General features: G+C 63.4%; 15 protein-coding genes. 4 read left to right on the forward strand and 11 right to left on the reverse strand.

Annotated features, from left to right (window positions below):
* The first annotated feature begins 112 nt into the window (after positions 1-112).
* A complete protein-coding gene (locus KA354_04430; protein MBP7933877.1) occupies positions 113-1,153 on the forward strand; it encodes a Tat pathway signal protein in 1,041 nt (346 codons plus the stop codon).
* Between the two features lie 434 nt (positions 1,154-1,587).
* Here KA354_04430 and KA354_04435 read toward each other — a convergent pair whose 3' ends face one another.
* Entirely contained in the window at positions 1,588-4,032 is a 2,445-nt protein-coding gene (locus KA354_04435) for an MFS transporter (GenBank protein ID MBP7933878.1), read from the reverse strand.
* A gap of 411 nt (positions 4,033-4,443) precedes the next feature.
* On the opposite strand from KA354_04435, the gene KA354_04440 reads away from it, so the two are divergent.
* Positions 4,444-7,632, forward strand: a complete 3,189-nt coding sequence (locus KA354_04440; protein MBP7933879.1) for a hypothetical protein — start codon at positions 4,444-4,446, stop codon at positions 7,630-7,632.
* Here the strand turns inward: KA354_04440 and KA354_04445 are convergent.
* The 9 genes from KA354_04445 to KA354_04485 all read right to left on the reverse strand — a co-directional run bounded on the left by KA354_04445 (position 7,621) and on the right by KA354_04485 (position 17,928).
* Entirely contained in the window at positions 7,621-7,812 is a 192-nt protein-coding gene (locus KA354_04445) for a hypothetical protein (GenBank protein ID MBP7933880.1), read from the reverse strand. The genes KA354_04440 and KA354_04445 overlap by 12 nt on opposite strands.
* 435 nt (positions 7,813-8,247) lie before the next feature.
* Positions 8,248-9,120 (reverse strand): hypothetical protein, encoded by an 873-nt coding sequence (locus tag KA354_04450; protein ID MBP7933881.1) that lies wholly within the window; start codon positions 9,118-9,120, stop codon positions 8,248-8,250.
* Positions 9,121-9,404: 284 nt separating this feature from the next.
* A complete protein-coding gene (locus KA354_04455; protein ID MBP7933882.1) occupies positions 9,405-9,830 on the reverse strand; it encodes a hypothetical protein in 426 nt (141 codons plus the stop codon).
* Positions 9,831-10,034: 204 nt separating this feature from the next.
* The gene (gene efp, locus KA354_04460) at positions 10,035-10,598 is read right to left on the reverse strand and encodes an elongation factor P (GenBank protein MBP7933883.1); all 564 of its coding nucleotides are present in this window, start codon (positions 10,596-10,598) and stop codon (positions 10,035-10,037) included.
* 346 nt (positions 10,599-10,944) lie between these two features.
* The gene (locus KA354_04465) at positions 10,945-13,047 is read right to left on the reverse strand and encodes an alpha amylase C-terminal domain-containing protein (GenBank protein ID MBP7933884.1); all 2,103 of its coding nucleotides are present in this window, start codon (positions 13,045-13,047) and stop codon (positions 10,945-10,947) included.
* Positions 13,048-13,064: 17 nt separating this feature from the next.
* Positions 13,065-13,778 carry a response regulator transcription factor gene (locus tag KA354_04470; GenBank protein MBP7933885.1) on the reverse strand — a complete coding sequence of 238 codons (714 nt, stop codon included), beginning with the start codon at positions 13,776-13,778 and terminating at the stop codon, positions 13,065-13,067.
* Positions 13,775-15,754, reverse strand: coding sequence for a GHKL domain-containing protein (locus tag KA354_04475; GenBank protein ID MBP7933886.1), 1,980 nt, complete (start codon positions 15,752-15,754; stop codon positions 13,775-13,777). The genes KA354_04470 and KA354_04475 overlap by 4 nt, the downstream gene beginning before the upstream one ends.
* Before the next feature lie 25 nt (positions 15,755-15,779).
* Positions 15,780-16,130 (reverse strand): hypothetical protein, encoded by a 351-nt coding sequence (locus KA354_04480; protein ID MBP7933887.1) that lies wholly within the window; start codon positions 16,128-16,130, stop codon positions 15,780-15,782.
* A gap of 70 nt (positions 16,131-16,200) precedes the next feature.
* Positions 16,201-17,928 (reverse strand): HEAT repeat domain-containing protein, encoded by a 1,728-nt coding sequence (locus tag KA354_04485; GenBank protein MBP7933888.1) that lies wholly within the window; start codon positions 17,926-17,928, stop codon positions 16,201-16,203.
* Positions 17,929-18,212: 284 nt separating this feature from the next.
* On the opposite strand from KA354_04485, the gene KA354_04490 reads away from it, so the two are divergent.
* Both KA354_04490 and sppA read left to right on the forward strand, forming a co-directional pair.
* Positions 18,213-19,178, forward strand: a complete 966-nt coding sequence (locus tag KA354_04490; GenBank protein MBP7933889.1) for a transglutaminase domain-containing protein — start codon at positions 18,213-18,215, stop codon at positions 19,176-19,178.
* 69 nt (positions 19,179-19,247) lie between these two features.
* Positions 19,248-21,251: a signal peptide peptidase SppA gene (gene sppA, locus KA354_04495; protein ID MBP7933890.1), complete on the forward strand. Its 2,004-nt coding sequence runs from the start codon at positions 19,248-19,250 to the stop codon at positions 21,249-21,251.
* Here sppA and pyk read toward each other — a convergent pair.
* Positions 21,223-22,665: a pyruvate kinase gene (gene pyk, locus KA354_04500; protein ID MBP7933891.1), complete on the reverse strand. Its 1,443-nt coding sequence runs from the start codon at positions 22,663-22,665 to the stop codon at positions 21,223-21,225. The two genes, sppA and pyk, sit on opposite strands and share 29 nt — an antisense overlap.
* Positions 22,666-22,754 lie beyond the last annotated feature (89 nt).

Raw genomic sequence — 22,754 nt, forward strand, 5'->3', positions numbered from 1 at the left:
GACAGAGTACTCATGGTGGATGGTCAGCCGCTCCCCTGGCTCCTGTTCCGCAACCACGTTAGACTGTCCTGTGTTTCAGTCCCGCTTGCTCGTGATCGGGGAGGGTCCGACCATGCAACCCACGGTTCAGCGAAGAGACCTGCTGAAGGCCGGAGCTGCCGCTGCAATGGCTGCAGCCATCTCGGGTCGACTGCCCGGTGCCCTGGGACAGGCGTCGACCACCGCACCCGCCCGGCCAGGCCGTATCTGGGCCGATCTCCTCCACCTCAGCTACAACATGTGGTGCGACTGGGATTCACCCGCCTGGAAGGGGCTCTATGGTGCATACCGGCCGGAGCTTCGCTTCGACGAGACTCTGTGGAATGACCTGCTGAAACGGATGGTCGACGCCGGCCTGAACATGGTGGTCATCGACCTGGGCGACGGGGTGCAGTACCGAAGCCATCCCGAAATCGCGGTCAGAGGCGCCTGGCCAATCGAGAAGCTCAGGACTGAGTTGGCTCGACTGCGTAGGATGGGGCTTGAGCCGATCCCGAAGATGAATTTCTCGGCCACCCACGATGCCTGGTTGGGCAAGTACGCCCGCGCCGTCTCAACCGATGCCTACTACACAGTCTGCCGAGACCTCATCATCGAGGCCATCGAGCTGTTCGACAAGCCGCGGTTCTTCCACCTGGGCATGGACGAGGAGACCGCCGAACACCAGCGCGAGTACCAGTACGCCGTCATCCGCCAGCACGATCTTTGGTGGCACGATTTCCTGTTCTACGTTGAGCAGATCGAGCGGGCTGGCTCGCGGGCCTGGATCTGGTCGGATTATCTGTGGAAGCACGCCGAGCCGTTCTTTAGGAAGATGCCCAGGAGTGTCCTTCAGTCCAATTGGTACTACGGCGACAAGTTCGAGAACGACGTGACCGCCGCCAAGGCATACCTCGATCTTGAGAAGCACGGCTACGAGCAAGTGCCAACAGGAAGCAATTGGTCGAGCTCCAACAACTTCCGCCTCACCGTGGACTACTGCTCCAAGCACATCGCCAGGGAACGCCTCCTCGGCTTCCTCCAGACCGCCTGGCACCCGACGCTCGAAGTCTGCCGAAGAAGGCATGAAGAGGCGATCGATCAGGTTCGTGCGGCGAAGGCGGCCGGAAGATGACAATGAGGCCGTAAGGCACAGATCCGCGACCCGGCCGAGCGACGCAGTGACAATGGACGCCGCTCACGGGCATTTCGGTGACCGATCCGAACGGGCAGCCTGTCAACCGCGCCAAGCTCATGACGTCTCAGCCATTGGATCTCGGCGAGTGGTTCGTGCTCGGCTTCGTCGCCTGCCTGGCCACGCTCGGCGAGGGGGGCTTTCATGGGGGTGGAGGAGGTGGCGGTGGCGGCGGTAATGGACCGGGCACTTGGCCGGGGCAGGGGGCCGGGACGACAGACGAAATCAGGCAGCGGTTTTCCACGAACCTGATGGAGGTCATCGGTGTCGGCCTGGCGGTCATCGCCGTAATCCTGGTCACAGGGTTCCGGGTAATACAGGTCAGCGGTCTCTCCTGTGTCGGTTCTCGGCGTTTCGGCTTACGGCCTCCACGTTCATCCATACACAAACACGTACGTCGCCAGCAGTGCCAGCCCGTCCCATGGAGCTTCCGGAGCGGTGCTCTTGACGCAGGCATCGCTGAGGTAGCCGATCAGCCAGTATCGCTCGGCATGGGTCGGAGCGACGGCGGTGAGGAACTCGATGGCGTGTCCCTCGTCTCCATGGTACCGGTAACGAAGACGCAGGAACTGGAAGGCCAGTCGCTGCAGGGACCTGAAGACCTCTTGCCACTCCTCGGCCTCGGCTTGTTCGAGGAGCCGTTCGACCTCGGCGTCGGTCTGGAGGAGCAGTCTCCTGCGATCGGCTCGAGAGATCGGCCCGCTCGGCAGCGTGACGCGGACGAACAGCCGGGCCTGGCGGCGGATCTTGCGGGCCAGCTTGGCGAAGCCGCTACCTCGCCAGTGCCGGTCCTGCCGCCAGAGCATCTGGAAGTCACCGCTGCCGCCGAGGAGATCCGCCAGTGCGACGAGCATCTGGGAGCGAACGGTGGTATTGCCCGAATGAAGGGCCAGCTCGATCATCTCGTGAACCGCACCCAGTTCCTTCAGATTGGACAAGGCTGCCGCCGCGGCCGCGAGAACCTCGGCATCGTGCTCGCCGGCGAGCAGGCTGCGCAGTTCTCCGGCTGCGGCCGTGTCCTCCGAGCGGCCCAGGGCCTCGACTGCCGCCCGGCGGACCCGGCCGTCCGGATCGTGCAGGGCTCGCTTGAGCAGGACGGTACGATCCTCGATCTCCGCCTGACTGATGGCTTCGATCGACTGGGCCCGAACTGACGCGTCCGGTTCGTGGAGATACCACCGGAGCATGTCCAGGGCTTCGGGGGTACCCAGCCGGCCGAGGGCGAGCAAGGCTTCCCGCCGAATGGCCAGATCTGGGTCGTCCAGCGCGCCCACGATTTCGGGTAGCATCATGTTCCCGTCACGCGGACTGATCCGTCGCAGGGCTCGCACCGCTCGCGAGACGCTCGACGCTGAACCCAGCACACTGATGTTCCAGGTGATCCGCCACAGGTCGCCGGAGATCAGCCGGCCCAACCACGGGCGGACGGCCGTACCCATCGGATCGGGAATGCGGGCCATAAGAGGGATGGTGAGAAAGACTCCGGCGAAAGTGATTATCAGCAATACGTGCATGTAGCACACCGGCTGGCCGCTGGGCAGCTTGAACCATGGAACGACGCGACAGATGTCCGCTAGCCAGCCAGCCAGCAGCGGCCCGAACGCGCTGGCAACGGCCGTCACCGCCTGGAACATGCCCATGTAGAACTCATGCTGCCGGCTTGGCGCCATGGACAGGGCCAGGTTCTGAACCGCCACGGTCTGGCCGCCGAACAGCACTCCGTATGCCGCAGCATTGACCAGCGCGATCCACGTGTAGTTCTCCTCGTTGATGAAGAAGTAGGTGACGTGAGTCAACAGCCCCAATGAACTCAGCAGCCAGACCGTGCGGTGTCCGATCTTGTCCGCAAGTCGACCCCATTGGCTGGCAGCCAGGGCAGTACCCACCGCGTACACGACCCAGACGGCCGAAACCAGCCACAACGCCGCATGACCGCCCAACCAGACGCCGTCCACTTCTTCGCCACGGAGGAACAGCGGCAGGAACACGATGGGCACGTTGTAGAAGAATAGATAAATGCCCTGAGCGATCAGGACGCTGCGAAACGGCTTGTCCCGCAGCGGTGCGAGATACTCGTCGGCCAGCTTTCGCAGGGTGCGACGTTCCGGCGGCGGCCGGACCGGTTCGGGCACCGCGCAGAACAACAGCGGGTCGAGCACCGCCAATGCGGCCATGACCATGAAGACGGCGAAGTACATATGGCGAACGGCCGCTTCACCGCTGGTTCGATCCACGAGGGCGCCGGCCGCGATGGTCACCACCGACTGGCCGAGCAACATCCACCGGTATCGGCGTCCGAAGAAGGTCCCCCGGATCGCGTCCGGGATGAGGTCGGCCATCCAGGACCAGTAACCGGGCGAGGTGAAGACGCTCCCGCCCTGAACCAGGAGCAAGCCAACCATGAATACCCAGATCAGGGTGGTATGCCACTCGCGGTAGCCGGCCAGCAGGGCCACGGCCGCCGAGCCGAACATGCACGAGCGGGCCAAGGCGGTGATGATGATCCAGGTTGCCCGGCGGCGCTGGAGCCGGCAGAAGACGGCCGCCCCGGGCAGTGATGCGGCCGTCGCCAGACTTACCAGGGTGAGGTTCATTCCAATCAGGGTCTTGCTCGCCCCGAGCTGTTCGGCCATGAAGACCGCGGTAATGCCTGCCGTCGGCCACAACACCGCGATCGACATCATGATCGAAGTGCCGCCGAGGATGTTGATGGTCATGGCCCGGGCCAGGCGCAGCGGTCCGATCGGCCGTCCGGCATAGTCTGTCGGCCGTTGAGGCAAGGGGTCCAGCAGTTTGTTGGGCGGGTCTGTACCTCCCATGAGTCAGCGATTCTAGAGAAAAGCACGGTGGGAGCAAGCCAGGCGAGGAAACAAGGCTGGCGGACAAGTAGTTGGGGAGGGAGCATCGGCCGTCGGGCGGCACGCCCCGTGAAGACGGCGTGTTCTGCGGTTGTTCGGGTGCGGTAGTAGAATGCCCTCGCCTTCGGATGGCAGCAGCCGCTGCCCCATTCTCAGAAGGCGAGGATGTCGAATGATCTCTGTCGCGATGCTCATTGTACTCCTGTTCGTCATCCTCGCGGCCCCAGGCGTGCTGGTGGGGGTTCGTCTCCCGGGGTGGCGACCTTGTCTGCGTCGGTGGCATGGGGATAGAGTATGCCCGGGTGGATGGCCGCTCGTGCATGGACGCGGTCGGTTCTCGATCCAGAGTTGCGTGAACGCGAGGTGCGGAACATGAATAACCATACACAACCGTGCAGTAGTGCTGCGGAAGCCTCTCCTCGTTCGGCGGACTGCTGCACAGGGATGTGCCGCCGTGACGTGCTGAAGGTGGCCGGTCTGGCCATGGCAAACGCGGCCATATCGGGGATGCCGGTCATGGCTGGTCCGTTTGAAGCGTCCGACTTTGAGAGACTCGTTCCGGCCGACAAGAAGCTCCATCCCGATTGGGTGAAGTCGCTTTTCGCCCGCGGGTCGCAGGCGGTGTATCGCGGCGCCGATCTGGAGAAGATTGGCATGCCCGTCGGCGGGATCTGTACGGGCCAGCTTTACCTCGGAGGCGATGGCCGGCTCTGGCACTGGGATATCTTCAACGAAGTGACCGGCACGGGGGCCGAACACTACGCACAGCCAATGGCTCCCTCCTCACCTCTGGAGCACGGCTTCGCCCTCCGCATCACTTCGGGCGGTCTATCGCGGGTCCGCACGTTGGACCGCGCTGGCTGGAAGGACGTCTCGTTTCTTGGAGAGTACCCCGTAGGTCATGTCGAGTACCGGGATGATAGCTCGGCCGTGGCCGTGTCGCTCGACGCGTTCTCGCCCTTCATTCCGCTCAACGCCGACGATTCCGCATTGCCTGCCACGGTGATGCGTTTCACCATCAAGAACAGCGGTGCGGAGAAGGTCAATGTGGAGCTGGCCGGCTGGCTCGAAAACGCAGTTGGCCTGCGTAGCGAACAATCGTTTGCAGGCGTGCGGCGCAATCGGATCGTTCGCCTGGGTGGACTCACCTGTCTCGAGTGCGACATGGAGCCGCTAGCCGAGAAGCCGTCGGCGTCGAGGAGGCCGGATCTCGTTTTCGAGGATTTCGAGCGGCAGACCTACGAAGGCTGGACCGCCACCGGCACCGCCTTCGGTCCCGGCCCGATCGAGAAGAGCAAGATGCCTGTTTACCAGGGCGACGTCGGCTCGAAGGGCGAGCGCCTGGTCAACACGCACAACACGCGCAACGGCGAGGAAGTCGGTGCGGGCGACGCTCATGTCGGCACGCTGACCAGCAAGCCATTCACCATCGAGCGCGACTTCATCTCGTTCCTGATCGGCGGCGGAGCCCACAAAGGCAAGACCTGCATCAACTTGTTGATCGACGACAAAGTGGTGCGCACTCTGACCGGCTGGAACGACAATCGCATGAATCCCGGCGGCTGGGACATCCGGCCATGGGCGGGCAAGACGGCCAGGCTGCAGATCGTGGACAACGAGAAGGGCGGCTGGGGCAATATCGGCATCGATCAGATCGTGTTCACCGATACGCCGCAGGGCCCGGGCGGCAAGCTAAGCGACCAGCCCGATTTCGGCACGATGGGGCTAGCCCTGCTCGAACCTCAAGCCAGCGACCTCGCGACGGCCGTCACACCAGAACGCAACGGCGACGCCGCGCTGTTCCCGGATCGAACTGCCGCATCCGACGCTTCGCCGGCCTCCACTTCGGCCGGTAAACTGATCGGCGCCCTCGGCCGTACCCTGAGCCTCGCTCCGCAGGCGTCCGCCACAGTGACATTCGTCGTCACCTGGCACTTCCCGAACATCAAGCTGCACGGCCTCGAACGCGAAGGGGGCCGCTGGTACGGCAAGCGATTCCCCAACGCCCTGGCGGTGGCCGAGCATGTGGCCGCCAACTTCGCTCGTCTTGATGCCCAGACCCGGCTTTGGCACGACACCTGGTACGACTCCACGCTCCCGCGCTGGTTCCTCGATCGCACGTTCCTCAATACGTCCATCCTGGCGACCAATACGTGCTACTGGTTCGACAGCGGCCGGTTCTACGGCTGGGAGGGCGTCGGCTGCTGCGCCGGTACCTGCACCCACGTGTGGCACTACGCCCATGCGGTGGGGCGGCTGTTCCCCGTGCTGGAGCGATCGCTCCGTGAACGCGCCGATTACGGTGCCGGCTTCAACCCCGACACCGGCCGGATCCGCTTCCGTGCCGAGCACAATGACCATTGGGCAGTCGACGGCCAGGCGGGCTGCATCCTGCGGACCTATCGCGAGCACCAGATGAGCACCGACGATGCGTTCCTTCGCCGCCTCTGGCCGAAGGTCAAGAAGTCGATCGAGTTCCTGATGAGCAAGGATCCCAATGCGGAGGGCATCATTCAGGGTCCGCAGCACAATACGCTCGACGCCGATTGGTACGGCCAGGTCGCCTGGCTGAGCGGCCTCTATCTGGCGGCCGTACGCGCCGGCGAGAAGATGGCCCGCGAGGTCGGCGACGACACCTTCGCCGCCCGCTGCCGGGCGATCTTCGAGAAGGGCGGTCCCAGGGTCGATGCGACGCTGTTCAACGGCGAGTACTACGTTCACAGACCTGACGAGAAGCACGCCCAAACCGTTGGCTCGTACGACGGTTGCGAGATCGACCAGGTCTTCGGCCAGAGCTGGTCGTGGCAGTTGGGTCTAGGCCGTATCACCGACCCGGAGAAGACCCGTTCTGCCCTCCGCTCGCTGTGGCGGTACAACTACACCCCCGACGTCGGCCCCTATCGCGCTGCCCATAAGCCGGGCCGGTGGTACGCCATGGCCGGCGAAGGTGGCTTGCTCATGTGCACCTGGCCGCGCGGCGAGGGCTTGCGTGTGACACGCGATTACGACTCCTATTTCAACGAGTGCATGACCGGTTTCGAATACCAGGTCGCTGGGCACATGCTGGCCGAGGGCATGCTCCTCGAAGGTCTGGCGATCGCTCGGACGATCCACGACCGCTATCACCCCGCGCGGCGCAATCCGTGGAACGAGGTCGAGTGCGGCGACCATTATGCCCGGGCGATGGCCAGCTACGGAGTGTTCCTGGCCGCCTGCGGCTACGAGCATCACGGGCCCAAGGGCCACCTCGGCTTCGCCCCGCGCCTGACGCCTGACAACTTCCGAGCCGCGTTCACTACCGGCGAAGGCTGGGGCGCGTTCATTCAGAAGCGTACCGGTGTTGCCCAACAAGACACCATCGAGATGAAATGGGGCAGGCTGCGCTTGCGGTCACTGGCGTTTGGGCTGGCCGAGGGGACACGCCCGGTGAGTGCCACGGTGACGGCGGCGGGCGAGAATGTGCCGGCCACTCTGAAGATCGAAGCCGGCCGCGCGCAACTCGCACTCTCGGAAGAGGTCGTGCTAAAGGAAGGGGCGACGCTGGAAGTGTCACTTGGGTGACGCCGGTTTGGTCTTCGCCTGCACCGGCCAGAAGACGAAATCGCCATTCTTCCACGAATCGTCGTGCTTGCCGCCGTCGTCCTTGAGATTCTCCGCGACACTGTAGAGCAAGAAGCCCTTCGACCGCTGCTTGTAGACGAAGTCCCGGCCGCTGAACGGGTCGATGCGGAGTTTACTCATGTCCGGATCCTCGAGTTCATCGAGAGACTCGGGGTAGCCGCCTGTCTTGCCGTGATATATGAGGATGAGGCAAATGAGGAACGTTGACCGGTGAGATGCAATCGTCCGTTCGTAGAGCACCCTTGACCGGTTTGGCCGGGTTGGGTTTGGGCGGCTTGGGTTCGGCCGCGAGGCTGGCCGCTGCCAGGAGCAGGAACGCCGGGACGATCGTCCATCTTGGGGTTGCTCGTCTGTGATGGTCAACGAAGTCCGGGCGGGCGAGCCGAATCATGCGCCTGCTCCTCTCGCGCGGAATCGGTACGCGAGGCGGCCTGGCGGTGCCCCCTGCCTGCGTCTCGATACTCGCTACTCCCTCTGACGGCAGGATGCAATCTAGTTGAGCGATTCGGCATTCCTCGCACCGAACCGGCTTCGTATCATCCCGCGTCCACCGGGTCACGCCGGCCGTCGTGCCCCGAACCACATCGACCCCAGGACACACAGAATCTGTGCGCCCAATCCCGCCGCGAGAATCGCGCCGGCGGCGGCGATAAGGTAGATCACCGGTTCGAAGGGGCGGGCCAGCCACCAGCCGCCGATGTCCATGCAGACGGCCAGCATCGGCAGAGGGCCGAGGATGAGCTTGATCCCGGCGGGCAGACCGGTCAGCAGGAACAGGCCACCGACAATGAGCGTGAACACCGGGATCGCCAGGATGTGGGCATGGGTGATCTGGACCAGCTCGTTCGTGGCTGTCGGAGCGAGGTAGATCGTCGAGGTCTTCGTGACCATCGGCCCGATCTTCGGAGCGGCCAGCTTGGCGACCAAGGCGAACTGCGGGGCGGTGGCCGAGTCGGGTGCGTAGGGGATGTCGGATTCATCACCGTCCTTGGCATTGTGGCAGCGCACACAGCATTGGCCGATCACTGTTTGAGGCGACGGATCGCCGGCTTGGGGCTTGCCGACGACGGTGAAGTCCGCCTCCTTGGCGCCGGCTTCCAGCCAGGTAGTGAGCGATCGGACCGCTGCCGGACCGCCCGCTTCCAAGTACTTCCGCATTCGTCCGCCCGGCGAAACTTCCTTGAGCATTTCTGAAAGCTCGGCCGTGCTTTCTTGTGCAGTGACCATCTTCTCCATCCCGTGGAACGTGCGTCGGATGTCGTCCACGGTCAGTGCCGGGTCAAGATCCGCGTCATGATGGTGATGGTAGATGTTGGCCCGCGAGACCAGCACGCCCGCGCCCATGAGGAAGAGAAAGAGCGTGAGCAGGAGCTTGGCCGGCAGAGACAGCGAAGGCAGATGCACGGGGCAGGTGGGAGTCGGGTTCATGGTCCAAACCTCAAGAGAAAACCGAAAGCCGAAACGCCGAAAGCCGAAATCGGAGGCCTCGATACCTAAGGATATTGCCCAGTCGAAACACCCATACCTGAATCGCCGATAGCCGAGGCGATCGTCTTCTTAGTCGGGCTGAAGCCATGCCTCAGGTGCTCATTTCGGCGTTTCGGCTTTCGGCGTTTCGACGTTTCACCCCGGTAGTCTGGGTGGCTGGGTTTTCGGGTACTCACCTGACAAGGCCTTCATGAATTCGACCAGGTCCTGGATGTCCTGTTCTGTCAACTTGGCGTCGCGGCCCGGTCGTCCCAGAACTGGACGCGCAGGTACGCGGCATTGATGATCGTGGGCGCGTTTCGGTCTCCGAGCTGGCCGTGGATGCCTTTGCTGGTCGCCGTCTTCTCGGCCCAGGCCATTGTCGGATCGTGGCAGGTGGCGCAGGCAATGTCATTCTCCTTGCTCAGCCGTTTGTCGAAGTAGAGCATCTTCCCAAGCTCAACCTCGGCCTCGGTCATGGGGTTGTCCGCGGGGATGCTCACGGGATCCAGTCCCAGGGGCACGGCCGGCAACTGCCCGGCGGGTGCGGCGAGCGTGCTTGGTCCAGCGGGTGTGGCCGGCTTGCTCGGCTGCTCCGATTCCTTGCAGCCGACGGCCAGCAGTACCCACAACGAAGACGTCGCCAATAACGAAACGTGCAGACGATTCATGTTCGTCACTCCCCTTCTTGCGTGCCTGGTCCGAATTAGAACCGAAAGCCAGTTGAGAAACGCGACAGTACCTGTCTCACCGGTGGTCCGAAGAAGACGGTCCGGTGAGGAGTCGCTCAGCCCGCGCAAACAACGACCCCTGCAGGCTAACCCAGTGCTGATGATGTGGCAAGAGGATCGGTTGCGCCCGCTGACAGTGGACGGCTACTTGGCCCGCTCAAGATACTCACCGGTGCGGGTATCTACCCGAATCATCTCGCCGACCTCGATGAAAGGCGGGACTTTGACCTTCGCGCCGGTCTCCAGGGTGGCTTCCTTGTTCTGGTTGGTGGCGGTCGCGCCCTTGATGCCCGGGGGGGTGTCCGTGACCTGCAAATCGACCGTGTTGGGCAGGTCGCCGCTGACGATGACCCCGTCGATGACCGAGCAGACGCAGCGGGTGTTCTCTTTGAGGAACTGCAGGGCGTCGCCGAAGATATCGCCGGAGACGGGGATCTGGTCGTAGGTGTCCACGTCGGCCATGATGTAGTCGTCGCCGTCCCGGTACAGATATTCGAACGGCTTGGTCTGCACGAAGACGGTCTCGATGCGGTCGTCCGGGGCCATGCGCTGGTCGATGATGCGGCCAGTCTTGAAGTCCTTGAGCTTGACCTGGTAGTAACTCCGCCAGTTCCCCTTGGCAACGTGCTGCAGATCCTTGATCGTGTAGCGCAGACCTTCGTACTCGATGACCTGGCCTCTCTTGAGTTCGCTCACCTTGACCGACATAAGCTCCGATCTCCGAAACGAGCCCTTCACTTCGTACAGACCCGTCAGTGTCCCACAACTAAACCGCAAAGTCAACGGCCGCTCGTGACGGCTTCTGACGTGGACTCGGTGGCGGTCTGGGACTATAGGACCGTCCCCCGACAGGGCCACGGCGACTCCTTCGCTGTCCCTCGGTGTGGGGGCAGGCGTGTCGCCGGCGGGGAAACCGCCGTTCGCGTGCCATGCCCCCACTCAGGCTGCGACAGACCCTCGCGTCTGGACTTCCCGGAAAGTGGCCGATCGTGATCGAAGAACGATCGTGACGGTCGGGCTGTGGGATCCTGTTCCGATCCCGGGCGTTCGCGGCTCAGTCTGTTTTCTCCCCCTCCTTCTGGGCCGCGATCGTCCTGGGAGCCAGGACCTGGGCGGTTCGGGCGGGGATGTAGATCTGGATGGACTGGTCGCGGCCGTCGGCGGGAACCTGTTGCCAAGGGTGTTCCTGGCCGTGGTCCACGAGGCCGTGTCCTCCAAACCAGAAATCGTCGGTGTTGAGGACCATGCAGTAGGTCTCACGATCGGGGACGCCGAAACGGTAACCGGTGACCGAAGTCGATGGGTGGAAGTTGAAGACGAAGACCAGCGGGCCGCGGCGATACATGAGCAGCTTGGCCGGTTCGTCGTAGTGCAGCTGTTCGACCAGTGGTGAGCATAGCAGGTCGTACTTGGTGTCAAGGGCCTGCAGGTGCCGATCGAACGCGGCCAGATCGCAGTAACGCAGCATGGGGTCGTCCATCAGGTGCCACAGGCGTCGAGCGTACTTGTAGCTGAACCCGTTGCCCTCGCGGGGAAAGTCGATCCACTCGGGGTGGCCAAACTCGTTACCCATGAAGTTGAGGTAAGCCTCGCCACCAAGGCTGAAGGTGATGAGTCGAATCATCTTATGCAAGGCGATGCCGCGGTCGATGATCAGGTTGGCTGGACCGCCCTTACTCATGTGCCAGTACATCTCCTTGTCCATCAGCCAGAAGGCCAGGGTCTTGTCGCCAACCAGGGCCTGGTCATGGCTCTCGGCATAGGCGATGTGCTTCTCATGGGCCCGGCGATTGGTCAGGACGTGGTAGATCTCGCCCATGGACCACTCCTCGTCACGTTTCTCCTTGAGGAGCTTGATCCAGTAATCGGGGATGCCCATCGCGAGCCGGTAATCGAAGCCAAGACCGCCCTCGTCGAGCGGCCGGCAGAGGCCGGGCATGCCCGAGACGTCTTCGGCGATCGTGATGGCCCGAGGGTTGACCGCATGGGCGACCTGGTTGGCCAGTTGCAGGTAGGCAATGGCGTCGGTGTCTAGCCCGAAGATCAGGTAGTTGTCGTAGTGTCCAAAATCTCGCCCCAGGCCGTGGTCCAAGTACATCATGCTGGTGACGCCGTCGAACCGGAAGCCGTCCAGGTGGTACTCTTCCAGCCAGTAGCGGACGTTGCTGAGCAGAAACTGCTGGACCTCGAGCTTGGAGTAGTCGAACAGCAGTGAATCCCAGGCCGGGTGCTGGCCCCGGCCGCCGGCGTGGAAGTACTGGTAGTCCGTGCCGTCGAATTGGTTCAGTCCGTCGTGCAGGTTCTTGATCGAATGGCTGTGCACCAGGTCGAGCAGTACCAGCAGCCCATGTCCGTGGGCGGCGTCCACCAGCCGCTTGAAGTCGCGCGGTGTGCCAAACCGCGAGGAGACGGCGTAGAAGCTGCTTACGTGATAGCCGAACGAGCCGTAGTAGGGGTGCTCCTGCACGGCCATCAACTGGACGGCGTTGTATCCGGCTTCCTTGATTCGCGGGAGGACCTGCTCGGTGAACTCCTGGAACGTGCCGATGCGTTCTTGCTCGGTGGCCATGCCCACATGAGCTTCGTAGACTCGGAGGCCGCCCTCGATCTGGGGTGATGCGTGCTTCCACTCATGAGGAGAAGGCGGGCTCCAGAAATGCCCGCAGCTGTCGAAGGATTTCGGGTCGAAGGTGACACGTCGGATGTAGGCCGGGATGCGGTCCAGCGGTCCCAGGCTGCTGACCACGTGGACCTTGACGCCGCCGTCATGGACCAGCCGCCAGGCATACTGCCTGTCCGGGAGGAAAATGCTCCAGACGCCCTTGGCATCGCGGGCCATGGGGTGGGAGTGGCGGTCCCAGCGGTTGAAGTCGCCGGTCAGGAACAGGGCGTTGGCCTTGGGAGCCCACTCGCGATACCACACTCCGGGCTCGCCATCATGCTGGCCTCGGGTGAAGCCGAAGTACTCGTGGGCTCGGCTGAACTCCTCCAGTGAACCTGCGTACGCGCCGATCCGAGCCAAGGTCTTCTGAAAGTGCTCATACCGGTACTTAAGGGCGTCGGCGTAGGGCTTGAGCCAGGGATCGAGATCGATCAAGCCCGTCCCATCGGGTTGCTTGTCTCGTGCGGGACCTGTTCTTCGCGGAGTCGTGGCCATCCCGCAATTCTACGCGCTTAGCGGTCGATTTGCACTTGCTCATCATCGGGGATTTCAAAGCGGTAGCCGATGTCGCGGACGGTCTGGATGAACCTCGGACGGCGAGGATCCGGCTCGATCTTGCCGCGCAGGGTGGTCACGCAGCGATCGACGCTTCGCCGGGTAACAAAGACGTCGTCGCCCCAGACGGCGTTGAGCAACTCGTTACGGGTGAACGCTCGTCCTGCATGGCGGATCAGATGGGTCAGTAGCCGGAACTCCTTCGGGGTGAGGATGACCTCGGCCGCACCCCGAAGCAGGCGGTGGGACGTCAGGTCAAGTCGAAAAGGACCGAAATCGTGGATGGAGGCATCCTTCTGGCGGCGGCGGCGAAGGAAGGCGTTGGCTCGGGCCAGCAACTCGCGGACGCTAAACGGCTTGGTCACGTAGTCGTCCGCGCCGAGGTTCAAGCCCAGGACGATGTCCGACTCCTGCCCTTTGGCGGTCAGCATGATGATGGGCACGTCGAACCCCTTCTCCCGCAGCCGCCGACAGACTTCGTAGCCGTTGATTCTCGGCAACATGATGTCGAGAAGGATGAGGGCGGGCTTGGTGTCCAGGGCAGCCATCAGCCCTTGCTCCCCATCGGTGGCGGTGGAGACCCGCCAGTGGTGCCGCTCGAAATTGTCCTTCAAGCCGCGGAGCAGCGCCGCGTCGTCCTCGATGATCAGGATATGCTCTTCACCGTTCATCCTTGTTCGGTCCTCGTCGCCTCCACCCGAGCCGGCAGCCAGATGCTGAACGTGCTGCCCTGGCCGGGCTGGCTGCGGACGTCGATTCTACCTCCGTGGGCATCGACGATGAACTCCACGATGCTCAAGCCGAGGCCGCATCCCCCGCTCTCGCGCGAGAGGCTCTGGTCGGCCTGGTAGAACCGATCGAAGATGCGGCGGATATCCCGGCGGCTGAGGCCGATGCCGTGGTCTTCCACCGCCATGCACACCTGGTCGCCCTCGGCATTGATGCGGACCGCCACGCGTTTGTCGTTTCGGGCGTACTTCAGGGCGTTGTCCAGGAGGTTGACCAGGACGGTCACGAGCGCATCGCGGTCGCCCGTGACTTGCGGAAGCTGAGGGGCGGTCTTGATCTCGAGCTGGAAGCCGGCGGCGTGGAAACGCTCGTGAACGGCCTCGGCCGCGTCCTTCGCTACCTCACTCAGGGTGACCACCCGCATTTCGAAAGCCCGCTTGTTGCGCTCCATCCGCGAGAAGGTGAGAAAGTTGTCGATCAGCCGGCTGAGTCTCTGATTCTCCCTGGCAATCAGCTCGAGGTACTCGCGCGTCTGTTTCGGGTTTCCGCATTCATTGTCAAGCAGCGTCTCGACCAGCACTCGGACCGACGACAGCGGCGTTTTCAGCTCGTGTGACACGGTCGCGATGAGGTCGTTCTTCAGTCGGGTTAGGCGAACCTGGCGGCCCATGTGCCGAGCCAGGACGAGAGTGACCGCCGCGCACGCGAGGATTACCAGTATTCCTGTCCACCAGTAGATGGCGATCTGCCGTTCAGCGGCCTTGGCGAAGGGGTTGGGTCCCGCCAGTTTGACGTTGAATTGCCAGTCGGTCATCGTCTGGCCAACGGGTTCTCGCAGGAAGCACTCGCGGTCGTTCAGGCCTGCGCCGGTGGGGAAGACCCAGACGGCGGCCTCGGGCAATGTGGCCCATTTCTTCGCCATAGCCGCCATCTCGCTGACGATTCGTGATTCCTGTAACAGGGCGACCACGGTTTTGTCCGCGGAGGCGAATTGCCAGACCTTGTTCGACAGGGTACGGGTGAGAATCGTGGTCGAAGGCAGCGGCGTCTGGCTCTCCACGTAGTCAAGAGCCAGCTTCTCCGCGTCCCACCGCTCGAAGTAGGGCTGAGGGACTAAGGAGGCAAGCCGTTCCATCAGGAACAGACGCTGGGCGGTTGGCATGACTGGTTCGCGGTAGTTGAGCAGCCGGGCGCGCAGATCTTGGGCGATCCGGCCGAAGTCACTCTGGTCAGCGGAGCGGCCGGCCATCATCTCCAGGGCCACCAGCTGCGCGGAGGGCACGATCAGCCGGCCGTTCGAATCCCGAGCGTTGCCGTACCTGGGCTCGGATAGACGATGGACCAGCACCTCGATGGCCGCCTGGTGATGGCCGCCGCCGCCCAGGCAGCGGGCCTGGGCCATCAGGGCCTGGGCGGCCAGGTCAATCTCGTTCGCCTGGTCGGCGATGACTTGGTAGATGCCGGCTGCTTCCGTCAGGGAGCCGGCCGCGACCAAGTCTTCCGCCTTTACCCATTCTTCGGAACCTCCGATGGGCTGGCTTTCAGGCCCCCGCGGCCGCGGCAGGACGGGGTACACGAGTTCGCCCTGGGTGTTGTACAGGATGAAGCTGTCCGCGAGTCTTCCATCGACCAACTTCGCAAATCGCTCGCCAGCGGGGACGTCGGCTGCGAGGGCGGTCAGCCGGTCGGCGCGGTCCTGCCACCAGTCCTCGAGCCTGACTCGCACTTCCTGCAGCTCGGCCCGGTAGGCATTCTCGAGTTTCTGCCGGATGGCCAGGCGCTCGTTCTGGGTTGCCTGGGTGATGAGCCAGAGCAGGCAGGCGGTTGGGGCCACGACGGCGACGATCAGCAGAAGGAGCACAGGGCCGAAACCCGTTCCCGAGGTTGGTGTGCCCCATTTGCGTAGGGTCATTCGCATTCGTGCTCCCGGCAAGACCAAGGTTTCAGAGGGACGGCCCTTGGCTCCGAGACGCCTCCGGTGCCGAGTCTGGCTTGAGGTACAGACCACGGCACAAGAGCAGCGGGACCACGACAAGTGCATTGAGGAACAAGACAGTCACCCCATGCCCGTGAGGTCGAGTAAAGGCCAGAACTGTGCCGAAGCCGGCCGCCGCCAGGGTGAGGATAAACGCCCAACTCCTCATCCGCCAGAGCCCCCAGAGTAACAGAGCGGAGATACCCGCATCGATCAGGATCAGAGGCCCGACCTTCACCGCCGACAGGATCTTGCCCAACACCATCAGAGCGAGGCTGATGAACATGATCCAGATAACCGGGGGCCTTTGTTGAATCACGATTCGTGCCTCCTTGCCCGCATTCCCGCCGCCCTCAGGTAGGTAGCTGACGTCGCCCGTCCGCCCCACATCACCGATGACTCTTCCACCAGGCTCGCCACTTCTCCTTCGAGGTTCCGAAGTACTCGCCGGTAATCTGGGCCAGGGCCAGCCGGGCGTAGACCTGCACATTCTGGTTGCCGTATTCGACCAGCTCGATCAGAACGGGTACGGCCGCCTTATCGCCGATCCGGCCCAGGCCCCGGATCGCCATCCACTTGGGGCGCTGGTTGCCCATCGGTTCGTCGACGATGCTGATCAACGCGTTGGTGGCCTTTTTGCAGGAGATGTTGCCCAGGGCCGCGATCGCCCGCGTGCGGGTTCTGAAGTCGTTCCCGCGGGCTTCGGCCAGCCACTGCTCCACCATCGCGTCCTTCTCCGCCTGCGAGGCCGCTTCATATCGTGTTTCGGGTCGAAACCAGTTTGCGAAGGACTGCTCGAAGTGCTCGATCGCGGATCGCGTCGCCGGATCGAGCAAAGCCATGGCCTTGTCCGGCGATGGCTGACCGCTTGTCGGCTTCGCCCGTTCGTTAATGGCCTTGGCTTGGCTGACAAGGTCTTCAGGAATGGGCGTGGGCTTGCCGTCGGCGGACCGCGTTGCGAAGAGGATCACATGTCTGGCTGCCGGGATCTTTGCCTCTGACTTGAAGTTCCTGTGGCTCGGGCTGTTGATGCCGACCCAGTAGACCTTGCCCGGCTGCAGTTGAACCGGTAGCGTGCATTGGGTGCGGGAAGCGTTGTAGGAGGGTCTGCCGGTCAGCTTGGGGTAAGTGTCGCCGCCGCCGGTCCACGACCAGCTCTGGTCGAGCATCCGCTGGTCGAATGTGGCTGTGATCGCGGTCGTGTCGGGGGGCACGTCATCGGCGAGCGCTTTCGGCGTGGTCGACAGGATAACAGGGGGCTTGGTGGCCGCTTGTTCGAGGAGCTTGAGTGCCGCCTCGGCGTTGGCCCGCACCATGGCATCCTCGTCCTTGTTGGCTCTCTCGAGGACTTCTTTTGCCTCGGGTCGCCCCATCCAGCCGAGGGCGATCGCCGCGCAGCGTCGGGCGTAGCCGCTCTTGTCCTTGAGAACCATCTCCGCCACTTTGTCGTAGCTGGATGCAATCTTCTTCGATCCCAGAGCCAAGGCTGCCATGCCGCGGGTGAGATCCTCCTCATGCGAACAGAGTCCCAACAGCCCCTCGGCCGCTGGTTCGATGTTGTCGAACTGACCCATCCACAGGATGTAGATGGCCGCCCGCCGCGCGTTGGCCTCCGACGACGTGAGGTGGCCGGCCAGGATCTTCGCGGCCAGCTTGGAGTCGAGGCCCTTGAGGGTCGCCAGCGTCTCGCCGACCTTGGGGTCACTCTCGGTCAGCGTCGAAATAATCGTGATCGCTTTCTTGATCAGCGGAGCCATCTGGGCCTCGGTGAGGTTCCTCTGTGAGCCGGCCAGCCGCTTCTTCGCCTTCTCGACCCATTCCTTCTGGCCGGGGAAGCGTTGGACCAGGGTTTGGAGTGTAGCCGTCGCCTCGGCGGGCTTGTTCTGCTTCAGGTAGCATTCGGCTAGGCGGAACATGGCTTGGGCGGCATACGGCCGGTCAGCCTTGTCCACCTCAACGATCTGCTTGTACAATCGGATGGCTTCCTCCACGTCCCCCTTGGTTTCCTCTGCGTAGACGGCCTTCTCTAACAGGACCGAAACGGACTCGGCCGCAGCCGCGGGATAGGGCAGCAAGCCCAGGGTGCCGATCAGGATCAGGCTTAATGTGCGGTTCATGACGTTCACTCCTCGACCATGTTCAAAGGGGTCCACGTACACGCCGGTCGAAGTGTAAGCCACCTATGTTACCAGCTTGTTACCCTGGCGTCCTTCTTCTGCCCTTTCGGCCGAATTCGATTCGACCGGCATTGCCCGGGCAGGCAAGGGGCCGCGGCATCCGGTTTGGCTTCCCGCTGCCCCTCGATTTCACTTGCCGGCGTTGTCCGGGTACCCTACGCATCTGGACGGGGACTGGATGGGGAATTGCGTCTGCCGGCACCAGACCGCCGTCCGGAGATTCTATGGCCGTACAGCAGCTGGGATCACAACTGTGGAGCCTGGGGGTGCGATTCGGAGTCGCATGGGAATCGCTCCAGGACGCCCGTTTTCGCTTTCGCGGGCCGGTCAAGCTGCTGATCTTCCTGGTCGTGGTTTTCCTCATGCTCTATCCTCGTCCCGCGCTCTTCATCAAGCACGTCAGCCATCTCCGCCAAGTGGACGCCCTGGCTGATCCGAACGACCAGGCCGTTGCAGCCTTGTCTCAGCGGTTCGACGCCCATTTGCGGATGCTTGCCCACGGTCCGCAAGCCACAGGCGGTCCGGTCCCGAACGATCCCCAATTCGCGATCCAGGCGGTGGATCGGTTCGTTTGTCGGGAGATCCCGTACTCCTACGACTGGGACAATTGGGGGGTGATGGATTACATTCCCACCGCCGGCGAGGCCATTGACCGAGGCACGGAGGACTGTGATGGACGGGCTGTGGTGGCCACCGCGCTCCTGAGACGACGGGGGATCGATGCCCGGGTCATGGGTGACTTCCAGCACGTCTGGGTTTGGACCCCGGCGGGCGAGACCCTGCACCCGCTCCCCAAGCCGGTCTACAGGGTCACTGAAAAAGGCACGGTGATTCAGTGGCGCAATATCGTGAATCTCAAGCCTGTGGGATTCGCCTTCGGCGTCTTCCCCTTGCCCCGGCAGCTGATTATCTTGGTCGCGGCCTGGTTCCTGCTCCTGGCTCCCAGACTTGCCCGCTCTTGGCGGCTTCTGGCCCTCGGATTGGCCCTTCACGGCTTGTTTGTGGCCCGGGCGGCAGGACAGCGCGGGCGCGTGCCGGATGACCTCGGCACGATCCTCGGGCTGCTGGAATTGGGGGTTGCGGTGGCCGTTCTGCTGTGGTTTGGGTGGAAAGCCCGCCAGGCTGAAACCGCCCTTGATCCACGGTTGTATTCCACTAGGTTGCCGGCAGCGGGGACAGAGGGTGCCTGACCGGTGGGGAAGCAGCCCGGTTCCCCTGCTTGCCGGGCTCGTGTTTTGGTTTCTGGGGAGTGAGATGCAATGCGCAGTATCCGTTGGCCTATGGCGTTAATGCTCGTGGTTTTCTATGCCCCGCCCTTGGCGGCCGACGACTCAACCGCCCTGGCAGACAAACCGGCCCAGACCGCCGAAGCCGACGAAGCTGGGAAGGCGGACAACAAGAACAAGGCTGGCGGCCAAGCTGACAAGACCGATGAGGCCGGGGCGAAGGTCAAGCCGGCAAAGATGAGCCAGTCGCCCCGAGGGGGCTCGAAAGCCGCCGTCGAGGCAGAGAAGATCGTCGTTCTCCAACTTGGCGGCGAACTGATGGAGAAGCCCCCAGAGGTCAGTCTCGGCCTCGACATGGAGGTTCGCCGTTCCCTTCACGACCTGCTCCAGCGGCTTCGCAAGGCCGAGAAGGACAAGAGCGTCAAGGCCCTGGTGTTCACCTTCGAGGATCCGTCGATTGGCTGGGCCCAGATGCAGGAGCTCCGGGCCGCCCTGGACCGTCTCCGCCAGGCCCGCAAGGACGTGTATTTCTACATCGAGAATGCGGGCGGCGGGCTCTACCAGTTGGCCACTGCGGCGTCACGAATCTGCATTTCCCCGGCCGGCGAGGTGGGTCTGATCGGCCTTCGCGGCGAAGGGGTTTACCTCAAGGGCCTGCTTGACAAGATCGGAGTGGAAGCCGACATCGAGCACATCGGGGCCTACAAATCGGCAGGCGAGTCACTGACCCGCACCGGCCCTTCCGACGAAGCCAAGGAGATGATGAACTGGGTGCTCAAGGATCTGTTCGACCAGATGGTCGATACCATCGCCGAGGGACGGCAGATACCCGTGGACAAGATCCGGGAGCTGATCGATCGCGGCCCGTTCAATGCTCAACAGGCTCTTGATGCCCAGCTCGTGGACGAAATCCTGGATGCCGACGCCTTCGCCGAGTCGCTTCGCGAACGGCATGGCCGGGCGTGCAGGCTGGTCCACAATTACGGCGAGAAGAAGGGGCCGGAGATCGACCTTTCCAGCCCCTTCGCTTTCTTCAAGCTGCTCGGCGAGAGCATGGGCAAGCAGAAGAAGACCGGCAGGGACAGCGTGGCCGTCGTCTACATCGACGGGACCCTCATGACCGGCAAAACGTCGCCCGGCCTGTTTGGTGAAAGCGAAGGCACCGGAAGTACAACCATCCGCTGGGCCTTGGCTCAGGCGCGCAACGACGACGCGATCAAGGCCGTGGTTCTTCGCATCAACTCGCCCGGCGGCTCCGCCCTGGCCAGCGACATCATGTGGCGGGCGGCCCGGACCCTCGCCGAGGTCAAACCCGTTGTGGTGTCCATGGGTAACGTAGCGGCCAGCGGCGGATACTACCTGTCCGTGGGGGCGCCGACCATCTTCGCCGAGCCTGGCACGCTCACCGGTTCGATTGGCGTGGTCGGGGGCAAGGTGGTCACCAAGGGCCTGTGGGACTGGCTGGGGGTTTCCTTCCACGAGTACAAGTTCGGCCAGAACTCCGACCTGTACAGCAGCAGTCACAGGTTTGACGATCGCCAACGAGCCTTGATTCGCGAACAGATGAACCATGTGTACCAGATGTTTGCCGACTGCGTGAAGAAGGGCCGTGATGGCAAACTCAAGAAGAACCTGGACGATTTGGCGGGGGGGCGGGTGTTCACTGGCCGACAGGCCCTGGACCAGGGACTGGTAGACAGACTCGGCGGTCTGGAAGACGCGATCGTGTTTGCCGCCGAAAAAGCCAGCATCACCGATTACCAGGTTCAGACCCTGCCTGAATCCCGCAATTTCATGGACATGCTGCTCAAGAGCCTGACCGGTCAGCCAACGGAAGAAGAGGGCGGGGGTAAGGGGGTATCCACGGGTATCCGGGGGTGGCTGGTCAAACAGGCTGCGCTCCAGGATGTCCTGAAGGCCCTGCAACTGGCTGATCCAGCCCGGGCCAAGGCCGTCCTCGGGGCCTTGCGCCGAGCAGAACTCCTCCGGAGCGAGGCTGCCCTCCTGGTCATGCCGTGCGAGCTTCTGGTGCGGTAGAGCAGACCAGGTGGATGAACACGGCATCGATCTCGTCTGCCACGTCCGGGCGAGTGTCGGCCACGACCACGATCCGGTCGCGCTTGGCCGCCAAGCCGCGCTGGAGCAGGACTTCGTCTAGCTGGCTAAGCATCGCCCGGAAGCCTTGACACAGGTCCATGTGGATGGGAATGACCCCGTAGAGCAGGGCCATTTGTCGGCAGACCCGCTCGTCCGGCGACAAGGCTACAATGGGGGCCTCGAGCCGGTGCTTGCTGAGCAGCGTGGCCGTCTCTCCCGAAGGCGTCCACAAAGCCACCAGCGGCGGCTTCATCTCCCGGGCCACGACCGCCGTGCCGCGAACGATGGCCGTCGCCACCGGCAGGCTCGTCGTCAGGTTGATTCCCAGTTCCTGCCCACGGCGCTGCCCGAACGACTCGGTCTGCTCCGCGATACGCCCCATCATCCGCACCGCCTCGACCGGAAACTGTCCGACGGACGTCTCCGCGGAGAGCATGACCGCGTCCCCCCGATCGAGAATGGCGTTGGCCACATCGCTGACCTCGGCTCGTGTCGGCACCGGGCTGGCAACCATCGACTGCAGCATCTGTGTCGCGATCACCACCGGCTTGCCATCGTGTTGTCCGTGCAGGGCGATCTCCTTCTGGATGACCGGGACCCGAGCCAGATCCATCTCCACGCCGAGATCGCCGCGGGCAACCATGACCCCGTCGCTGAGGGCGATGATCTCGTCGACATGCTCCAGGGCTTCCGGCTTCTCCAGCTTGGCCATGATTCGCAGCCCGCTGCGGCGCTGCTTCAGGATCGCGCGGAGCTGCCGGAGGTCCTCCGGCTGACGCACGAACGACAGGGCCACCCAGTCGAGATCATGGGCGACAGCCCAGTCCAGATCGCCTCGGTCCTTCTCGGTCAGAGCCGGGGCTGAGACCTTCGAGTCGGGTAGGTTGATGCCCTTGCGATCGCTGATCATACCTCCAACCTCGCAGCGGCAGACCAACTCGTCCTTTTGCTTGCCGATTGCCCTGAGCCGGACGTTGCCGTCATCGATGAGCACCCGATGTCCTTCCTGCACGTCGTCGATCAGGCTTGCGTAGCCGCTCCACAGCCTTTGGGGTGTTCCTTCGATCTCCGCCCGCTGGAAGGTCACCTCCTGCCCGACGACCAGCTCACACTTGCCCGCGGCGATCTTGCCCAACCGGATCTTCGGTCCGCACAGGTCACCCAGCACGGCGATCATGGCCCCACGGTGGATCGCCAGTCGCCGGATCCGGCCCAGCGAGGCCGCGTGGGCGTCCAGGGTGCCGTGTGAGAAGTTCAACCGGAACACGTTGACGCCGGCGTCGATCATCTGTCCAAGCACGGCATCGTTGTCGCACGCCGGCCCGACCGTTGCGATGAGCTTGGTTCGTATCATGACTGGGCATTCTAACCATCCGACCGGTCCGACAAAACCGCGCTGCGGCCGGAATCGCTTGCCCGGCCGAGTGATTGCCATTCGTCCCC

Source organism: Phycisphaerae bacterium, assembly GCA_018003015.1.
In the GTDB taxonomy this organism is placed as follows: domain Bacteria; phylum Planctomycetota; class Phycisphaerae; order UBA1845; family PWPN01; genus JAGNEZ01.

Bases quoted from the DNA above. Each gene is read 5' to 3' on its own strand.
- KA354_04430 (MBP7933877.1), top strand. From the start codon at position 113: ATGCAACCCACGGTTCAGCGAAGAGACCTGCTGAAGGCCGGAGCTGCC.
- KA354_04435 (MBP7933878.1), bottom strand. From the start codon at position 4,032: ATGGGAGGTACAGACCCGCCCAACAAACTGCTGGACCCCTTGCCTCAA.
- KA354_04440 (MBP7933879.1), top strand. From the start codon at position 4,444: ATGAATAACCATACACAACCGTGCAGTAGTGCTGCGGAAGCCTCTCCT.
- KA354_04445 (MBP7933880.1), bottom strand. From the start codon at position 7,812: ATGAGTAAACTCCGCATCGACCCGTTCAGCGGCCGGGACTTCGTCTAC.
- KA354_04450 (MBP7933881.1), bottom strand. From the start codon at position 9,120: ATGAACCCGACTCCCACCTGCCCCGTGCATCTGCCTTCGCTGTCTCTG.
- KA354_04455 (MBP7933882.1), bottom strand. From the start codon at position 9,830: ATGAATCGTCTGCACGTTTCGTTATTGGCGACGTCTTCGTTGTGGGTA.
- efp (MBP7933883.1), bottom strand. From the start codon at position 10,598: ATGTCGGTCAAGGTGAGCGAACTCAAGAGAGGCCAGGTCATCGAGTAC.
- KA354_04465 (MBP7933884.1), bottom strand. From the start codon at position 13,047: ATGGCCACGACTCCGCGAAGAACAGGTCCCGCACGAGACAAGCAACCC.
- KA354_04470 (MBP7933885.1), bottom strand. From the start codon at position 13,778: ATGAACGGTGAAGAGCATATCCTGATCATCGAGGACGACGCGGCGCTG.
- KA354_04475 (MBP7933886.1), bottom strand. From the start codon at position 15,754: ATGCGAATGACCCTACGCAAATGGGGCACACCAACCTCGGGAACGGGT.
- KA354_04485 (MBP7933888.1), bottom strand. From the start codon at position 17,928: ATGAACCGCACATTAAGCCTGATCCTGATCGGCACCCTGGGCTTGCTG.
- KA354_04490 (MBP7933889.1), top strand. From the start codon at position 18,213: ATGGCCGTACAGCAGCTGGGATCACAACTGTGGAGCCTGGGGGTGCGA.
- sppA (MBP7933890.1), top strand. From the start codon at position 19,248: ATGCGCAGTATCCGTTGGCCTATGGCGTTAATGCTCGTGGTTTTCTAT.
- pyk (MBP7933891.1), bottom strand. From the start codon at position 22,665: ATGATACGAACCAAGCTCATCGCAACGGTCGGGCCGGCGTGCGACAAC.